Annotated in this window: 12 protein-coding genes; 4 read left to right on the plus strand and 8 right to left on the minus strand. The window is 73.4% G+C overall.

What is annotated here, in order from left to right; all coding sequences use genetic code 11:
• Nucleotides 1–25: 25 nt before the first annotated feature.
• On the plus strand, nt 26–1363 hold the full coding sequence (locus UK12_RS10660; RefSeq protein ID WP_045302208.1) for an extracellular solute-binding protein: 1338 nt from the start codon (nt 26–28) through the stop codon (nt 1361–1363).
• A 7-nt stretch (nt 1364–1370) separates the two neighbouring features.
• On the opposite strand, the gene UK12_RS10665 is transcribed toward UK12_RS10660, so the two are convergent.
• The gene (locus UK12_RS10665) at nt 1371–2759 is read right to left on the minus strand and encodes a condensation domain-containing protein (RefSeq protein ID WP_045302210.1); all 1389 of its coding nucleotides are present in this window, start codon (nt 2757–2759) and stop codon (nt 1371–1373) included.
• Nucleotides 2760–2936: 177 nt separating this feature from the next.
• Here UK12_RS10665 and UK12_RS10670 point away from each other — a divergent pair, with 177 nt between their 5' ends.
• Nucleotides 2937–4178: an acyl-CoA dehydrogenase family protein gene (locus UK12_RS10670; RefSeq protein ID WP_045302212.1), complete on the plus strand. Its 1242-nt coding sequence runs from the start codon at nt 2937–2939 to the stop codon at nt 4176–4178.
• Nucleotides 4179–4204: 26 nt separating this feature from the next.
• Complete coding sequence (locus UK12_RS10675) at nt 4205–5590, plus strand: FAD-binding oxidoreductase (protein WP_045302214.1); 1386 nt, start codon at nt 4205–4207, stop codon at nt 5588–5590.
• Between the two features lie 69 nt (nt 5591–5659).
• Here the strand turns inward: UK12_RS10675 and UK12_RS10680 are convergent, their stop codons facing one another.
• Nucleotides 5660–6460 (minus strand): TIGR03084 family metal-binding protein, encoded by an 801-nt coding sequence (locus UK12_RS10680; RefSeq protein ID WP_045302216.1) that lies wholly within the window; start codon nt 6458–6460, stop codon nt 5660–5662.
• Between the two features lie 81 nt (nt 6461–6541).
• Nucleotides 6542–8026, minus strand: a complete 1485-nt coding sequence (locus tag UK12_RS10685; protein ID WP_063838235.1) for an MFS transporter — start codon at nt 8024–8026, stop codon at nt 6542–6544.
• Nucleotides 8027–8450: 424 nt separating this feature from the next.
• On the opposite strand from UK12_RS10685, the gene UK12_RS10690 reads away from it, so the two are divergent.
• On the plus strand, nt 8451–9059 hold the full coding sequence (locus UK12_RS10690; RefSeq protein ID WP_231591138.1) for a TetR/AcrR family transcriptional regulator: 609 nt from the start codon (nt 8451–8453) through the stop codon (nt 9057–9059).
• Between the two features lie 23 nt (nt 9060–9082).
• Here UK12_RS10690 and UK12_RS10695 read toward each other — a convergent pair whose 3' ends face one another.
• The 5 genes from UK12_RS10695 to UK12_RS10715 form a co-directional block, all read right to left on the minus strand.
• Entirely contained in the window at nt 9083–10126 is a 1044-nt protein-coding gene (locus UK12_RS10695) for an NAD-dependent epimerase/dehydratase family protein (RefSeq protein ID WP_045302220.1), read from the minus strand.
• A complete protein-coding gene (locus UK12_RS10700) occupies nt 10111–10290 on the minus strand; it encodes a hypothetical protein (RefSeq protein ID WP_045302222.1) in 180 nt (59 codons plus the stop codon). The genes UK12_RS10695 and UK12_RS10700 overlap by 16 nt, the downstream gene beginning before the upstream one ends.
• Nucleotides 10287–10751: a flavin reductase family protein gene (locus tag UK12_RS10705; RefSeq protein ID WP_045302285.1), complete on the minus strand. Its 465-nt coding sequence runs from the start codon at nt 10749–10751 to the stop codon at nt 10287–10289. Before UK12_RS10705 ends, UK12_RS10700 begins: the two co-directional genes overlap by 4 nt.
• A 119-nt stretch (nt 10752–10870) precedes the next feature.
• Nucleotides 10871–11323 carry an acyl-CoA thioesterase gene (locus UK12_RS10710; protein WP_045302224.1) on the minus strand — a complete coding sequence of 151 codons (453 nt, stop codon included), beginning with the start codon at nt 11321–11323 and terminating at the stop codon, nt 10871–10873.
• On the minus strand, nt 11323–17127 hold the full coding sequence (locus UK12_RS10715) for a type I polyketide synthase (protein WP_045302227.1): 5805 nt from the start codon (nt 17125–17127) through the stop codon (nt 11323–11325). Before UK12_RS10715 ends, UK12_RS10710 begins: the two co-directional genes overlap by 1 nt.
• Nucleotides 17128–17357: the final 230 nt, after the last annotated feature.

Genomic DNA, 17357 nt, shown 5'->3' on the forward strand with positions numbered 1-17357 from the left:
CGGTCAGCCGCAGGAGGACGCCAGAATGAGCAACCGAATCGTCATCGACGTCGTGGTGCCGCAATACCCGTTCATGCCGTACTTTCTCGACCGCACCAGGGAGTTGGCCGCGAAGTTCATGGCCGGCCACCCCGACTACCTGATCCGGGTCAGCGGCGTGGACTGGCTGTCGGTTTCGCAGGCGGTCCACGACGCGGCCCAGCAGGGCACCGCGCCCACCGTCGTGCAGTACTTCTACACCTCGGCCCAGCAGGCCCGCGACACCCGAAGGCCCGACGGGTCACCGCTGTTCACCTCGGTCGAGCGGGCGATCGCGGGGCGGACCGAGATCCTCGGCGAGCCGGTCGTCCTCGGCGACGTCGCGCCGGCGGCCCGGCGGTACTACACCTACGACGGTGAAGTGGTGGCCATGCCACCACTCACCTCGACCACCCTGCTCTACGCCAACACCACCGTGCTGAACCGGGCCGGGATCACCGAAGTCCCACAGACCTGGGCCGGAATCGAGGCCGCGTGCCGGGCCGTCGCCGCGCTCCCGGACGGACCGGCCCACGCGATCACCTGGCCCAATCACGGCTGGTGGTTCCAGCAGTCGGCGGCCCAGCAGGGTGCGCTGCTGGCCGACCACGACAACGGTCGTTCCGGCCGCGCCGAGCAGGTGTACCTCGACTCGGACGCGATGCTGGCCTACGTCGAGTGGTGGCGGCGGCTGCACCGCGCGGGCCTGTACCGCTACCACCCCAGCCGGGTGAACACGGAGGTCGACTGGGACGCCAACTTCCGTGCCTTCGCCGACCAGCAGGTCGCCTTCACCCTCACCACCTCGGTCGAGGCGGCGCGGATGGCCCAGGCCGGCCGGGACGGCGGCTTCGCGGTGCGGGCCTGCCGGATGCCGTACAACGAGCAGGTGCCCTACGCGGGCAACGTGATCGGCGGGGACGCGCTCTGGCTGGCCGACGGCCTCGACCAGGAGACCCAGGACGGCGCCCTGGCCTTCATGCAGTACCTGAACACGCCCCGCACGGCGGCCGACCGGCATCGGGAGACCGGCTTCATCCCGGTCACCGGCGACGCGATCGAACTGCTGGAGCGGGAAGGCTGGTTCGAGCAGAACCCGCACTTCCGTACGGCGCTGGACCAGCTCGCCGCCAACGACGGTTCGCCGGCCGCGCAGGGCGCGCTGCTCGGGGACTTCGCCGGGATCCAGGACGTCATGACCCGCGCCATGCACGACGTCCTGGTCTCCGACGTGGACCCGCGGGCCCGCTTCACCCAGGCGAACGCCGAGGCCCAGCAGCTGCTGGACGACTACAACGCCGCCTGCCGGGGGCTGCGGCCCCGAGGCCCGATCAGGGTCGGCTGAGCAGGCGTCAGGAACGCTCGGGGCGGAGCTCCAGCGGCGCGTCCGGCGCCTGGACCAACTCCCGCAGTACCTCGCGGAACCGGTCCACCAGCTCCGCCACCGAGCGTTCGTCGTAGAGGTTGCTGTTGTACTGGATGCCCGCGACCACATCGCCGGCCGGGTCGAGGTTGAGCGTCCACAACGCGCCGTTGGGCACGTCCGAGCCCACCGGCTGCGAGGTGAGCCGGCGCCGCACCTCGGTGTACTCGAGGTCCCCGATCAGCTCCCCGTCCAGGAGGAACGGGAACGGGAAGACCTGGAAGACACAGGCCGCCCGGCCGTCCTCCAGCGTCGGCAGCATCAACTCCGGCGCCTCGGCGAGGATCTGGCCGAACGGAAGGTCATGGGCGTACGCCTCCAGACTCGTGGTGCGGATGCGGGCGACCACCTCGGCGAAGCTGCGGCACCCGGCGAGCTCCGTGCGCAGCGGCAGGAAGTTGAAGAACGGCCCGACCGTGTGGTGGAACCGGTCCTCACCGCGCCCCGGCGAGAACGTCGGCACCACCAAGTCCGTGCTTCCGGTGGTCCGCTGGACGAGCACCGCGAACGCGCCGAGCAGCACCATGAAGGGCGTGCTGCGCAGGGCCCTGGAGATCTCCACGGCCCGCGAGGTCAGTTCGGCGTCGACGGTGAAGCGGTGGACAGCGGTGGACTCCGGCAGGCCGGTCGACTTCGGCCGGTCGGTGGGCACCGAGAGGATCCGGGCGCCGGCGAGCTGCTCGCGCCAGAAGGCGCGCGAGCTCTCCAGCGCCGGATCATCGGCCAACTCCCGTTGCCAGGCCGAGAATTCGCGGTACGGCAGAGCGGTCGGCAGCTCTTCCGTCCGGTGCCCGCGGCGCGCGGCGTAGCAGGTGGCGAGGTCGCGGATGATCAGCCGCACCGACCAGCCGTCGGCCGCGGTGTGGTGCACGATCAGGACGAGGACCGCGTCGTCCTCGTCGAAGCGGAGCAAGGTGGCTTTCAGTAGCGGGAGTTCACGCGCGCTGATGGTGCCCGACTCGACCTCGGCGATCAGCTCTTCCACCGCCCCCTCGCGCGCCGCCGGATCCATCCCCGCCGCCTCCCGCAGCTCCAGCCGCACCGGGGACGGCGGGTGGATCTCCTGGTACCGCTCGCCGTCGCCCCGGACGATCGCGGTCCGCAGCGCCTCGTGGCGGACCACGACATCGTCCAGTGCCTGTTGCAGGGCCCCGGCGTCGGCCTTCCCGCGCAGGCGCCAGCCGTGCACGATGTGGAACCGCGGGCCGAACGGCCCCTGGTCGTCACCGCGGTCGAATCCGCACAGGAAATCCTGGTTGAAGGAGAGCGGAATCCTGCTGGCCGGGTCGTCGGACTGCAGCTTCCCATCGGAACTCATCGGGCATTCCTCTCGCTGGTGCCAGTCGAATTCGCCCGGGAACCGTAGCAACTGCCCTACCGCCTCGGTTCTTCGAACGTGCTCGCAATCCGGGAGGTGCGCCGCCGGATGGCTGCGGGCGACCCTTGCCGAAAAGCCCACCCGGCCACGGTAGAAGAACAGAGGAGCTGCGCTGCAATGACGGTCACCACGAATGTCGTAGGGTCGAGCTCACCGCTGCCGCCCGAACCCGGCCTGACGCCGGCCGAGATCATCGCCAGGGCCGAGGCCATCGCACCGACCCTGGTGGCACGGCAGGCCGAGACCGAACAGCGCACCTACTATGCCCAGGACACCCACGAGGAATTCGCCACCGCGGGCTTCTACCGGATTCTCGTCCCCAAGCGGTACGGCGGGTACGAATTCGGCATCGACACCTTCCTGCGGGTGTCGACGGCACTGGCCCGCGGCTGCCCGTCGACCGGCTGGATGTTCTGCCTCGGCGCCACCCACGCGCTTCCGGCGGCCTCGCTGTTCAGCGAGCGGGCCCAGGCCGAACTGTTCCGCGACGGCGACTTCATCTGCCCGGCCACCATCGTGCCGAGCGGTTCGGCCGAGCGGGCCGAGGACGGCGGCTGGCTGCTCAACGGCACCTGGAACTACTGCTCGGGCTCGCCGTACGCGACGCACTTCATGGGCCACGTCCCGGCGCCCGGTGCGGACGGCGAGCCGCCGGCACCGATGCTCTTCATCGCTCCGCGCAGCGAGTTCCGCCGGCTCGACGACTGGGGCGGCCACCTGGGGCTCAAGGGCAGCGGCTCGCACAGCGTAGCGATCGAGAACGGCCGCATCCCGGCGTACTTCGCACTTCCGGGGACGCACATGAGCGAGGTCGATGTCGCCGAGGGCACACCGGGACGCCTGCTGCACGGCAACCCGGAGTACGGCGGCGGCTCGCTCAGCTTCATGCTGCTGGAGGTCGCCTCGCTCGCCGTGGGCATGGCCCAGGGCGCGCTGGACGCCTACGAGGAGCTGATGCTCGCCCGCACCACCCTGTTCCCGCCCATGGTCACCCGGGCCCAGCACCCGGACTACCAGTTCTGGTACGGCGAGGCGGCCGGCATGATCGCCACCGCCGAGGCGGCCGTGCTCCAGGCGGTCAGGCAGTGGCAGGAGCTGTGCGCGCGGGGTCCGGGCGCCTTCACCCGGGAGCAGGACCTGCGGATCGCCACCATCTGCCGCGAGGTGATCCGGCTGTGCTGGCACGCCGTGGAGGGGCAGCTGTTCCCCACCGCCGGTTCCAGCGCCGTCCGGCACGGCGAGCGGATCGAGCGGATCTGGCGTGACCTGTCCACCCTGCACAGCCACGCCGGGATCGGCGTCTTCCTGTCCTCGGTGACCACCCGGGAGCTGGCCCGCGCCCGGTTCGGCGTCAAGTAGCCCGCCCTCGGAAGGAGAACCAGCCCATGAACGGGACCGACCAGTCCGCCGCGGCCGTCGCACGGCCCGGGGAGCCGGCGTTCGCCGCCGCGACCGCGGTGTTCAACCTGGCGGCGCCGGTGCGTCCGGCGGCAGCGGTGACGGTCCGGACCGCCGACCAGGTCCGGGCCGCGCTCCGCCACGCGGAAGCCGAGCAGCTGTGGGTGCGGGTGCACACCAGTGGGCACGCCGCCTCCTCGGCCCGCCCGATGGACGGCTCGCTGCTGATCCGGACCGAGCCGGCCGGCCCGGTCGAGGTCGACCCGCAGACCCGCACGGCCCGGATCCCGGCGGGCACCCGCTGGGGCGCCGTGGTCGAGGCGGCCGCCCGGCACGGGCTGGCGGCTCCGCACGGCTCCTCGCCGACCGTCGGCGCGGTCGGCTACCTGCTGCGCGGCGGGATCAGCTTCTACGGCCGCCGGGCGGGGCTCGCCGTGAACAGCGTCCGGGCGGTCGAACTCGTCACGCCGGACGGCGAGTTGCGCCGGGTGGACGGTACGGCCGACCCGGAGCTGTTCTGGGCCCTGCGCGGTGGCGGCGGCGGCCTCGGCGTCGTCACCGCGGTCGAGATCGGGCTGTTCCCGGCCGCCCGGGTGGTCACCGGAGCGGCCTTCTGGCCCGCGGTGCACGGCCCCGAGCTGCTCTCCCGCTGGCTGCGGTGGACCCGGGACGCGCCCTCGGCCGTCACCACCGCCCTGCGGGTGCTGAACTTCCCGGCCGTGCCCGGGATCCCACCGGTGCTGACCGGCGGCCCGGTCGTCTGCCTGGCCGGGGTGGTACTCGGTCCCACCGCGGACGACCTGGCCACCGCCGAGGCCCAGGCCGAGGAGCTACTCGGCCCGCTCCGCGCGGTCGCCGAGCCGGTGTTCGACACCTGGTGCACCACCACGCCCCCCGCCGTGGTCCGGACCCACATGGATCCCACCGATCCGGTACCGGTGGTCGGCGACCATCTGCTGCTCTCCGAGCTCGATGGGCAGGGCGCCGAGGTCTTCCTCCAGGTCCTCGGCGAGGGCTCGGGATCACCGCTGGTCAATGCCGAGCTGCGCCAGCTCGGCGGCGCCCTCGCGGTGCCCGATCCGGACGGCGGTGCGCTGAGCCACCTCGAAGCCGCCTTCGCCTTCACGGCCGGCGGCCTGGCGGTCGATCCGGTCGCGACGGCCGCGATCCGGAGCCACTGCGCCAAAGTCCGTTCGGCACTCGCACCCTGGGACTCCGGGTGGACCGCGCCGACACTGGTCGAGCGACTCGACCAGCCGCAGCGGCATCTGTCGCCCGAGGCGGTCGAGCGGCTGGACCGGATCCGCCGCCGGGTCGACCGTTCCGGGCGCTTCCGCCACGACGTCCCGCCGGGCGCCTCGGCCCGTTACTGACCGCAGGCCGAAAGCGCCCTCCGTACCGGCAGTCCACCGGTGCGGAGGGCGCTTTCGGCGGGTGTGCCGCTACCGGCCGTCGGAGAACTGGCCGGGGGTGCGGCCGGGACCGGCCGGGCCTCGGTAGCACTGGGCGATGTCCAGCCAGTGGTCGGCCTCCCGGCCCACCGCGCTGAGGGCGAGGTCGTCGCGGTGGCGGCGCCGGGTGGCCAGCAGGCAGAGGTCGGCGGCCGGACCGGAGATCCGCTGCTCGGCATCGGCCGGACCGTGGGCCCACAACGCGCCCGACGGCGCGGTGATTTCGAAGCGGAACTGCACCTCGGGCACCGCCAGCCCGCGCGCGTGGTAGCCGAAGTCCCAGACCCGCGTGACGAATTCGACCAGCGCCTCCAGCCGGTCGGTGCGCTCCGGCTTCACGCCGAGGGTGTCGGCGATGTCCTGGCCGTGCCCGAACAGCTCCATCATCCCGGCGGCGGCCAGCACCGGCGCCGGGATCGCCCGGACCAGCCAGGGGACCTTCTGGCCCACCGGCACCGCGGCCAGGGCCCGCTCGGCCCCGTCCCGCTCGGCCCGCCACTTGGCCAGCAGGCCGGACCGCGGGGACGCCAGGTAGGGCATCAGCACGGCCTGGATGGCCGCGTTGAAGTCCGGTCCCATCTGGCCGAGTTGGGCCTCGAACAGGGCGGGCTGGCCGGCCGCGGTGGCCGCCATCCGGAAGGTGGCGGCCAGGTGGGCGACCTGGTGCGCGATCGTCCACCCCTCCGCCGGGGTGGGCAGCTCCCACTCCGCGTCCGTCAGATCGGCCACCAGGTGGTCGACCTCCGCACCCTCGGCCGCCAGGTCGGCGATGACATCCCTCGACACTGTCACGCGACGGTTCCTCTCGCTCGATGAGACCGGAACTTGCGCTGCGCACCGTCACGTCATGGCACCGTGACGACAGTTCCAGTATCAGTCGCGCACGGCTTCGGCTCTTCTCCCCGACTGCTGATCCAGCGGCTCCAGGCCGGCGTACCAGGCGCCGCCCAACGCCTGCTGCCGGCGTCCGATCAGCCAGGCAGCGCCCGCGCAGAGCAGCGCGAGGACCGCCACGGCGACCAGCACCCGGGAGGCCGAGGAGACCAGACCGGCCAGCAGCAGCGGTCCGCACAGCCCGCCGAGCCGGTTGAACAGCGAGACCGTGGCGGTGGCCCGGCCGCGGACACCGGGGGCGGCCAGGTCGGCCGCGATCGGCAGGAAGACCGCCGCCATGGTGTTCACCGCGAACAGCGCCGCCACCAGCGCGCCCGCGCAGACCCAGCGGACCGCCGTCACCGCACCGCTCGCGGTGAGCGCGAGCAGCAGCAGGGCCGTCGCGGTGGCCAGCGCGGCCGCCAGCACGATCGGGCCGTACCGGCGGTACCCCCGCATCAGCAGCAGCGCACACGGCACCATGGCGACCGCCGCCACGGTGAGCATCTTGTTGGCCGTGCCCACCGGCACCCCACCGAGCCGGGCGAGGCTCGGCACCCAGGTGGTCAGCCCGAAGGTCAGCACGCCGATCAGCACCGCGAAGGTGCGCTGCGCGCCGAAGCCGAAGGCCCGGGCCGCCGCCACCGGCGGACGGTCCGCGGACTCGGAGCGCCGCGGCTGGGCGGAGAAGTCCGGCACCAGCGGGGTCAGCAGCACCAGCACCAGCCCGGTCGGCGCGCCGATCAGCCACAGCACGCGCCAGCCGTAGACCGGTTCGAGCCAGGTGGCGGACCCGGCGGCCACCAGGTAGCCGACCGCGGTGGCCACCACCGAGAGAGCGACCACCACGGAACCGCGCACCCGGCCGCCGAAGGTCTCCGTGAGCAGGGTGATCAGCAGTGGCGCGAGCCCGCCGACGGCCATGCCCATCAGTCCGCACATCACGAGGTTGCCGGCGAAGGAGGGCATCGAGCCGCAGACGCTGGTGACGGTGAAGCCGATGGTGGCGAGCAGGTACGAACCGCGCCGCCCGAACCGCTCGGACAGCGCGGCGAAGAGCACCGCCCCCGTCGCCGTCCCGGCCAGCCCGGCCACCGCCAGCAGCGAGGCGGTCTTCGGGTCGAGGCCGTACTCGGCGCGCATACCGGGGATGACGAAGCCCAGCGTGGAGGTCTTGCTGATGTCGATGGTGAGCGCGGCGGTGCCGATGACGGCGATCAGCACCCGGTGCCCGGTCCAGGCGGGCCGGGGGCGCTCGGCGCTCGCGGCCCGCCTGCGCAGGCTCACGCCGAGCACCACGACCAGCAGCCCGGCCACGGCCAGGAACATCTCCGGCATCCGGGACAGCGGCATGCCGTGCAGCGGGTGCAGTGCCGAGGTCTTCTTGATCGGCACCGCCATGTCGGCCATCGCCGGGTCCATCGAGAAGGCGTTGCGGAAGCCTAAGGCCGATCCGGCCAGCGCGACCACGGTCCCGGCGGTCACCAGCAGGACGGATCCGACTGATCCGGAGCGATCAGCCTGAGGTAAGTTCACTGCTATCCCAATCTGTTTGACGGAGCGTCAGTCTCTTTACCGAATCGGGGTACCAGATGATGCCGACGCGCCCCGGCATCCGCAAGCCCCGGTGGAGCAGGGCCGGGATCCCCGGCGACCCGCTCCGGTCCCCTGCCGTACGGGCAGCGGGCAGCACACCTCCAGGCCGCCGGGGCGGCACCGAGGGCAAACCTTCCGGCTTGCCGCGCCGGTGAAACTATGGGATGTCAACCGGCCGGCGCTTCTCGCAGCTTGCGCACGTGGCGCGCACAGCACCCGTTCGCATAACGATGTCATGAATCCGGCAGTGCGGCGTGGAAGACTGTTCGACATGAGCCCGCGAAGGTCAGATCCCAACATTCGTACGGGACTTGTGGATGCCGCCGCCCGGCTGCTCGCCGAACACGGACCTCGCGCCCTGTCCGCGCGGCGGGTCGCCACCGAGGCCAGCAGCTCGACCATGGCGCTGTACACCCACTTCGGCGGCATGAGCGGGCTGGTCCGGGCGATGGTGCGGGAGGGGTTCGTCCGGCTGGAACAGCACCTCAGTGCGGTCGGGGCGACGGACGACCCGGTCGCCGACATGGCCCTGCTCGGCCGGGCCTACCGCCGCAACGCCCTCGCCAACTCCCACCTGTACTCGGTGATGTTCGGCGGCTCCTCGCTGGCCGGCTTCTCGCTCAGCGAGGAGGACCGGCAGGCCGGCCGCTACACCCTGCTGCACGCCGTCGAGTGCGCGATCCGGTGCAGCGCGGCCGGACGGTTCTCCGCCATCCATCCCGAACTGACGGCTAGTCAGATGTGGATCGCCGTGCACGGTCTGGTCACGCTGGAGCTCGGCGGCTACCTGATCGATCCGCTCGGCGCGGATCGCTGTTTCGAGGCCCAGCTCGTCGGCCTGATGATCGGGGCCGGGGACGAACCGGAGGCCGCCACCAGGTCGGTGGCGGCCTCCGAGCAGCGCCTCGAACACATGCGCTGAGCCGATTGACGGGCCGGTCGGTCTCAGCCGGTCGGCTCCGGTTCCTTCTCGGCCGCGAGCAGACCCGCCTGCCGGTCGCTCAGTCGACCGTTCCGGTGCAGCCAGCGCACCGTGTCGGCCATCGTGTCGGCGACGCTCCGGGCGGGCAGCGCGGCGGTGCCGGCGGCGGCGTGCACCTCGGTCGCGTACGCGCAGGTGTACACCGCGCCGTACTCCGCCGGGATGTGCCAGGGCCAGTGCGGCTGGAGCAGTCCGGCCAGGCGGCCGACCGGCAGCACGGCCCGGGCCGGCAGGAAGACGGCCGGCAGCCGCCGTCCGGTGAGCTCCCGCAGCGTCCGTACGTACTGCCGGGTGGGCAGGAACGTGCCCGGCCCGAAGTGCCGGTCCAGGCCGGTGCGCGGCGCGGTCATCAGCCCGGCGTGCAGTTCGGCGGTGTCCCGGACGTCACCGACCGGAAATCCGCCGAGCGGCCAGATCGGCATCAGCCCGCGCAGCACGTCGCGCAGCCGGGCGGTCTGGTCACCGAGTCGGGGATCGTGCGGGCCGAGCAGCGCCGGCGGGTAGCTGATCAGCACGGGAGCACCGTCCTGCTGGTGCTGCCGGGCGATCCGCTCCGCCGCCGCCTTGCTCGCCAGGTACGGCTCGGCGGGCCACCCGACCGGGGTGTCCTCGCGCACCGGGGCACCGCCCGTGGGGAACAGCGCGCCCACGCTGGACACGTGGACGATCCGCTCGGCGCCCGCCCGCCGGGCCGCCGCGAGCACCAGCTCGGTGCCGTGCTCGTTGGTGCGCCGGATGGTCTCCCGCTGCCGGCTGTCGAAGGAGTAGACCGAGGCGGCGTGCAGGACGGCCTGTGCACCGCACACCACCTCGGCCACCCGGCGCCGGTCGGTGACCTCGCCGGCCACCGTCTCGACCGCCGCCGGATCCACCCCCAGCGGCGCCAGCCCCCGGGCCACCGCGGCCCGGTCCCGGACCAGCAGCCGCACCTGGTGGCCACGCCGCAGCAGGGCGGCGACCGAGTGCGCTCCGACGAACCCGGTGCCGCCCGTCACTGCGACCAGCATCGCGTCAACTCCTCCAGCTCCACCAGTCGTTCCCCCAGCACCGGCCAGGCGGCGAGCACCCGGTCGGCCCCGGCCTCCGGCATCCTGACGGCCGGGCCGACGCCCGGCTTGGCGCTCGCCGCGGCCGGCCGGGCCCGCCGCCCGCCGCCGTGCCGGGCCGTCATCGGCCACCCCAGCCGAGCCGGTGGAAGCCGCCCCCCAGGAACAGCAGCGCCTCGGTCTCCGAACTCCAGTCCGCCTCCAGCACCTCGCCGAGGAAGATCGAGTGGTCGCCGCCGTCGTGCACCTCGACCAGTCGGCACTCCAGCCGGGCGAGCGAGTCGGCGAACAGCGGCGCGCCGGTGTGCTTGCCCGGCCACCGGTCGATGCCCTCGAACTGGGCCGGGCCGCGCGGCCGCCGCCGGTCGGCGAAGTGGCGGGCGAGCCGCTCCTGGCGGCCGCCCAGCACATTGACCGCGAAGCACCGCGAGGAGACGATCGCCTCGTGCATCTCCGCCGTCCGGGCCACGCAGCACAGCACCATCGGCGGTTCGAGGGACACCGAGCTGAAGGCGTTGGCGGTCATCCCGTGCGGGTTCTCGCCGCCCGTGGTCAGCACCGTGATCCCGGTCCCGAACCGGGCCATCGCGTCCCGCAGCGCGCTGCGCCCGGCGCTGTCCCGCTCGCGGACCGGCCGCGGCTCCCACGGCGGCGGCCAGCCGCCGGACCGTTCGGTCACCACGGCGCCGCCGATACCGTTGTCGCTCACCGCGTCCTCCCCGCCGGTGCCGGCCCGGTCGCGTACGGCACCAGGGCCTGCCGCAGTTCCTCCGGCACCCGGGCCGGCACGGTCGCGGTGTTCGGGCCCCGCATGCAGGCGATCCGCTGACGGCCGCGGGCGACCAGGTGTTCGCCCGCGTCGGTCATCCGCACGTACTCGAAGCTGAACTGGATCTGCGTCTGGGTCAGTTCGTCCAGCCGCATGCGCACCGACACCTCGTCGAAGGCGGTGATCTCGGCGAAGAACTCGCAGTCCACCTTGAGTGTGAAGAGCTTGAGGTCGTCCTGGAGGTCGGCCAGCACGCCCGGCGCCTTCTCCTTGAGGAACATCTCCCGGCAACGTCCCTGCCACCGCAGGTAGTTCACGTAGTAGACGTTGCCGACGAGGTTGGTCTCCTCGAAGCCCACCACGTGCCGGATCTCGTAGTAGTCGGCCATCAGCGCACACCTCCGTTCAACCCGGTACCGATCAGGACGGCGAACATCACCGGCTCGGGCCGGTCGTTGACCGTGGTGACCCAGGTGGCGATCCTGGCGTCCCCCGCGCCGAGTTCCACCCAGCCGTCCGGGTGGACCCGTTCCAGGGTGACCGCCTGGCTGGTCGCGCCGGTCTTGCGCAGGCACTCCAGCGCTCCCCACAGCCTGGTTGCGGCCGCCGAGGCCGACTCACCGGTCTCGGCGACCAGCAGGTCCCGGACGGCGAGCAGGCCGGCCGGCAGCAGCCCGGCCCAGTCCTCGGCGGAACGCTCCACCACGCTCTCCACATCGCAGCCGAGCCGGCCCTGCCCGACCACCGCGAAGGTCAGCCCGGCGGCGTGCGACGCGGAGACCACCGATCCGGCCAACTCCGGCTTCCCGTCCGGCCGGTGGTGCAGCTCGACGGGCCGTCCGAGCGCCCGGCCGACCGCCAGCTCAGTCTGGGCACGCCGGTCGGCCCCGGTCTCGGGGTCGGGCTCCACCACGACCGCGCGGCCTCCGCCGAGCACCTGCTCCAGCGAGCGCTCCAGGTAGGAGCCGAGCAGCGAGGGCACCCACGGGCCGGCTCCGTTCCGCCTGCGCACGGCGCGCAGGGCCAGCCCCTCCCAGCGCTCGACCAGTCGGCCGTCGGGGGTGCGCACATCGAGGTCGTAGACGTAGCTGTCGCCGTCCTGCGAGCGCTCGCGGGCGTCGAGCAGCACGTACTCGGCGTCCTGGTCGGCCGGGTCGGCGAGCCACAGCCGCTCGATGCTCTGCGGCAGCAGGGTGGCGTCCGGGACACAGCACTGCAGGGCGTGCATCATCGCGTCCCGGGTGCCGGGGTCGGCCAGGCGCTGCTGCTGGGGCAGGAAGGCCGCGAACCAGGCTGCGGGCGTACTGGTGGAGATCTCCGCCAGCGCGTGCCGGGCCGCGGCCCTCCGGTAGGCCATCAGCCGCTGGAACCGCTTGCCCTGGAACAGCACGCCGCCGTAGAGCTCGGCCCCCGGGTCGACCGGGACCGCGGGCAACTGCGGTTCGGCGAAAGCCCGTTCGCTGGTCGGCTCCGGGCGCGGGAAGCGCAGGACGGCGCGGAAGTGGTCGGCGGCGTAGCCGGTCTCCTCGCTGCGCAGCACCACCTCGACCGTCTCCGGGCCCCGGACCAGGGCCGCCAGCCGGATGGTGGTCGAGCTTCCGGGCCGCACCACGACCGGCCGGCGGAACTCGACGTCCTCCAGCAGCGGCGGGCCGTCGTGCCCGCCGACCGCGGCCGCGACCTGGGCCATGGCCTCCATGCCGAGCACGGCCGGGAAGAGCAGGTCGCCCTCCAGCAGGTGATCGCTCAGGTACGGGTCGCCGCCTTCGGAGAGTTCGGCCTCGGTGACCAGCTCGACGCCCGGGTAGTGCACCGCGACGCGTTCCACGAAGCGGCCCAGCGGCAGCTCGGCAGCGGACAGGTTGAGCGTGGGCAGTCCGCCCGTCCGGCCGCTGACCATCAGCACGGGCCCGGCCGAGGGGTCGGCGAGCACCCGGCGCAGGATCTCGACACCGTTCTCGGTGGAGATCGGGGTGATCCCGGTGCGGGTCAACGCCTCCACCACGCCCAGCCGTTCGCCCATCCCGGCGCCGGACCAGACCGACCACTCCAGGGCCAGCGCCCGGCAATGCGGGTGGTCGTGCTGGAAGCGCACGGTCAGTTCGGTCATCCAGTCGTTGGCGGTGGCGTAGTGCGCCTCACCGCGCAGGCCCGCCCGCCCGATGATGCTGCCGAAGGTGATCAGCAGCTTGATCCGGTCCTGGTCCACGGCGGTCAACACGTTCCGCAGGCCGGTGATCTTCGGGGCCAGAGTCTCCCGGAACCGCTCCGGCGTCAGACTGGTCAGCGCGGTCGGCTCGTTGCGTCCGGCGCCGTGCAGCACGGCGGTGACCGGCCCGAGCGCGGCCGCCATCCGCCCGATGGCGGCGGACAGCTGCTCGGCGGAGCCGACGTCCGCGCGTTCGTACCGGTAGCGGATCCCGGCCGCCGTGAACCGCTCCAGGTTGGCCGCGAGTTCCCGGTCCGCGCCGGGGTCGGCGCGGCCGATCAGGGCGAGGGCGGCGCCGGAGTCCCGGGCCATGGCCAGGGCGCACTCGGCGGTGATGCCCTTGCCGCCACCGGTCACCAGCAGCACGTCCGCGGCGTCGAGCGGGGTGGCGGTCGGCTCCGCCGGGCGCAGCGGACGAGCGGTGAGCACCGGGACGGTCCGGGTGCCGTCGGCCCCGTAGCGGACCTCGGCGTACCCGGCGGTGGCAGCCGCCTCGGCGACCACCCGGGCCACGGCCCGCTCGACGGCCTCGGCCGGCTCGGGGTCCGCCAGGTCGACCACGGTGACGGGTGTGTCCGGGGACTCCAGGTGCAGGGAACGGGCGAGGCCGGCGGCACCGAGCCCGCCCTGCACCACGACCAGCCTGGTCCCCTGCGGTGCGGCGAGGACGTCCCGGGCGGCGGCCAGCAGGAGCTCGACCTGGTCGGCGCCACTGTCGGCGGGCAGGCAGAGCAGGACACCACCACCGATGCGGGCCGCCGCGAGCGCGGCCCGCAGCGGCTCGGCCAGCGGGTGCCCGGGGGTGGCATGCACCGCCCAGTGGGCCGGGGCCGCGGTAGCGGCGCGCGGTGCCTCCAGTGGCGCGGTCGCGACGTACTCGAGCGCGAACGGCCGCACCCAGGGCGCCACTCCCGGCAGCTCGCCGGCCGGGTTCGCACCCTGCTCCGCCTCCTCGGCCAACTGGCCGATGATCTCGGCCAGTTCACCGAGCCGAACGGTGGCGTAGTTCGGCGTCGCCGCGAGCACCGGCAGACCCAGCGCCTTGGTGGCCGAGTTGACGATCTGTCCGACCGTGATGGAACTGAGGTGCAGGTCGTCCAGCGGGTGGGTGTGCGCGGTGACGGCCTCCAGCGGAAGCTCCACCCGCTCGGCCACCAGGCGGCGCAGCAGGTCGAACGCCGACTCGCCGGCGTCGGTGGCCTGTTCGGCCTGCGCGGGGGCGGTCTCCTCCGGGGCCGGGCGCCCGAGGTCGCTGGTCGGCGCGGCCTCGCACGGGCTGGCCAGGAAGACCGGCTCCCGGTCCAGGTCCAGCGGGCGGACCAGCCGGTCGGCGAACAGCACGGCCGTCCGCACCGGTGCGCCCGCGGCGTACGCGGCGCCGAGCACCCGGAGCAGTGCGGCCAGGGACGCGCTGTCGGTGTCGGTCGGCAGCACCGGCCGCCCCGGGGCGATCTCCGCGAGCAGCCCGGTGAGCACCCGGCCAGGACCGACCTCGATCACCAGGTCCGCCTCGGCGGCGGCCTTCGCGGCGGCCTCGTGGAACCGCACCGGAAGCAGCACCTGGTCCCGCAGCAGGGTCCGCAGGTCGGCCGACGGGTCGACACGGTCCCCGGTGACCGTGGAGAACACGGTGCGCACCGGCCGCGCGAAGTCGAACTCGGCCAGCCGGTCGGTCATCGCGGCGGCGGCGGGCTCGACCAGGGGTGAGTGGAAGGCGTGCGAGACGTTGATCCGGGTGGCGGTGACGCCGGCGGTGGCGGCGGCGCGGCAGACCCGCTCGACCGCGTCGGCGGCGCCGGAGATCACGGTCTGCCGGGGGCCGTTGTAGCCCGCGATCACCACGTCGGCCCCCGCGGCGAGCCGCCGGGCCCGGTCGGGGTCGGTGGCCAGGCCGGCCATCGCGCCGCCGCCCTTTCCGGCGGCGGCCATCACCCGGCCGCGTACGGCGGCGAGCCGCAGCACCTGGCCGGCGTCGAGCGCGCCGCCCCAGTGCAGGGCGGTCAGCTCGCCCAGGCTGTGGCCGACCGCGGTGTGCGCCTCGATGCCCAGCTCGGCCAGTACCCGCAGCGCGGCCAACGAGCCGCTGACGATCCGGGGTTGGGCGACCTCGGTGGCCACCTGGTCACCACCGGCGGGCAGTCGGGCGCTGCGGTGGACCTCCTCCGCCGCCTCGAAGCGCCGCCGCATGGCGCCGACGGTGCCACGCCCCGAGCCCTGGCCCGGGAAGAGATAGGCGATCCTCGGGGCGGCCTCGGGCCGGCCCAGGTAGACGCCCTCAGCGCAGACCAGCTTCCCGTCGAAGCCGTCGTCGAGCAGACCGCACAGGGACCGCAGGCCGCGCTCGGCCTCCTCGGGGGAGGCGGCGACCACGGCCGCGCGCAGCGGCCGGTCGGCCAGCTGCCCGGCCAGCTCCGCTGCCAGGTCGGCGAGTTCGGCGTAGGAGAGCTTGGCGGCCACGGCGCTCAGGCGGTCCGCCCGCTCGCGCAGCCCGGCGGCGTCGAAGGCGTCCAGCAGCAGCAGCTCGGCGTCCTGGCGTCCGGCGACGATCGCGCGGGTGCCGGGGTCGAGCTCGCCGCGGCGGGCGGCGCCCGGGGCCTGTTCGACGGCGACGTGGGTGTTGATGCCGCCGAAGCCCATCGCGGAGACGCCCGCCCGGATCGGCTGGTCGGCGGGCCACAGGCCGGCCTCGCGCGGCACGTAGAGCGCGGCCTCGTCGCCGAGCAGGCCGGGGTGCGGGTCGTGGTGGCCGGAGGCGGGCGGGATCACCTGGTGGTGCACGGCCAGCGCGGCCTTGATCAGGCCGGCGACCCCGGCCGCCGCCTTGGTGTGCCCGAAGTTGCCCTTGACCGTGCCGAGCGCGGCCGGGCGGGCGGTGGGATCGGCGGCCCGGCGGGCGGCGGAGAGGGCGGCGATCTCGGTGGCGTCGCCGAGGGCGGTGCCGGTGCCGTGCCCCTCGAAGTAGGAGACCGTCTGCACGCCGTACCCGGCGCGCCGGTAGGCGCGCTCCAGCGCGAGCCGGTGGCCGTCGGCCTCGGGCCGGGTGATGCCGCCCTTGCCGTCGGAGGAGACGCCCCAGCCGGTGACCGTGGCGTAGCTCCGGCGGCCCTGGGCGAGGGCGTCCGCCTCGCGCATCAGCACCAGCATGCCGGCGCCCTCACCGGGCCAGAAGCCGTTGGAGTCGCGGTCGTAGACCTTCATCTCGCCGGTGGCCAGCGCGCCGGTCTTGGCGAAGCCGATCACCTCGAAGGGATCGATGGAGAGGTCGACGCCGCCCGCGACGGCCAGGTCGAGGTCGCCGCGCGCGAGCGCGCCCGCGGCCGTGGCCACCGAGAGCAGCGAGGACGAGCAGGCGCCGTCGACGGTGTAGCCGCCGCCGCCGAAGTCGAAGTAGTTGCAGATCCGTCCCGCGATGGTGTTGGCGAGGCCGCCGGCCAGGGTGTCCTCGTCGATCTCCGGGAAGGGCGCCTTGTACCGGCCTTCGAGTTCGCGCAGGAAGCTCCCGGTCTCCTCCTCGTCCCAGCCCTTGGCCTGGAGCGCGGCGGCGACCGTGCGGCGGACGTACGGCCAGCGCAGCCGCATGAGGTTGGCGCGGGAGAACTCGCCGGTGAGGCTGTTTCCGATGACCACGCCGGTGGTCCGGTTGGGCAGCCCGGTGCCCTCGGCGAATCCGGCGTCGGCCAGTGCGCGGGCGACGGTGTCCAGCGCGAGCCAGTGGGTGAGATCGGTGGAACGGTAGGTGCTGCCCGCCACCTTGTACGCGACGCGGTCGAACTCGAAGTCACGCAGGACCGCCGCCTTGGTGGCGTAGAAGCGGTCCGGTGCGGCCGGGTCGGGGGACCAGTAGTCGGCCTTGTTCATCCGCTCGTCGGGAAGCTGCCGAAAGGCCCGGCGACCGCCGAGGACGTCCTCCCAGAGTTCCTCCGGGCCGGCCGCCCCCGGGTAGCGCAGCCCGATTCCGACGATTGCTATCCGGCTGTTTTCCATGTATTCATCGCCTCCGAACTTCGCCAGTCGAATGACCTGGAGCGTTCGGATCGAGCATGCTCCCTGCGGGCCGCGCCGGGCTTCTTCCAGCATGCTTTCCATCGGCATTTGCCAGACAGTTTTTACATAACAGGATTATCACACGGTTATTTCATAACGCCGTAATTTTCGCGGCTCGGCGGCACGCCCGCCGTGACCAGCGCAAGACGGGAGAAGCGCGGCAGTGGGCG

The organism is Saccharothrix sp. ST-888 (assembly GCF_000955975.1).
Lineage (GTDB): Bacteria > Actinomycetota > Actinomycetes > Streptomycetales > Streptomycetaceae > Kitasatospora.

Excerpts from the sequence above, each read along its gene's own strand:
- UK12_RS10715 (WP_045302227.1), bottom strand. The coding sequence starts at position 17,127 with ATGGAAAACAGCCGGATAGCAATCGTCGGAATCGGGCTGCGCTACCCG.
- UK12_RS10710 (WP_045302224.1), bottom strand. The coding sequence starts at position 11,323 with ATGGCCGACTACTACGAGATCCGGCACGTGGTGGGCTTCGAGGAGACC.
- UK12_RS10675 (WP_045302214.1), top strand. The coding sequence starts at position 4,205 with ATGAACGGGACCGACCAGTCCGCCGCGGCCGTCGCACGGCCCGGGGAG.
- UK12_RS10705 (WP_045302285.1), bottom strand. The coding sequence starts at position 10,751 with ATGGCCCGGTTCGGGACCGGGATCACGGTGCTGACCACGGGCGGCGAG.
- UK12_RS10670 (WP_045302212.1), top strand. The coding sequence starts at position 2,937 with ATGACGGTCACCACGAATGTCGTAGGGTCGAGCTCACCGCTGCCGCCC.
- UK12_RS10700 (WP_045302222.1), bottom strand. The coding sequence starts at position 10,290 with ATGACGGCCCGGCACGGCGGCGGGCGGCGGGCCCGGCCGGCCGCGGCG.
- UK12_RS10660 (WP_045302208.1), top strand. The coding sequence starts at position 26 with ATGAGCAACCGAATCGTCATCGACGTCGTGGTGCCGCAATACCCGTTC.
- UK12_RS10665 (WP_045302210.1), bottom strand. The coding sequence starts at position 2,759 with ATGAGTTCCGATGGGAAGCTGCAGTCCGACGACCCGGCCAGCAGGATT.
- UK12_RS10695 (WP_045302220.1), bottom strand. The coding sequence starts at position 10,126 with ATGCTGGTCGCAGTGACGGGCGGCACCGGGTTCGTCGGAGCGCACTCG.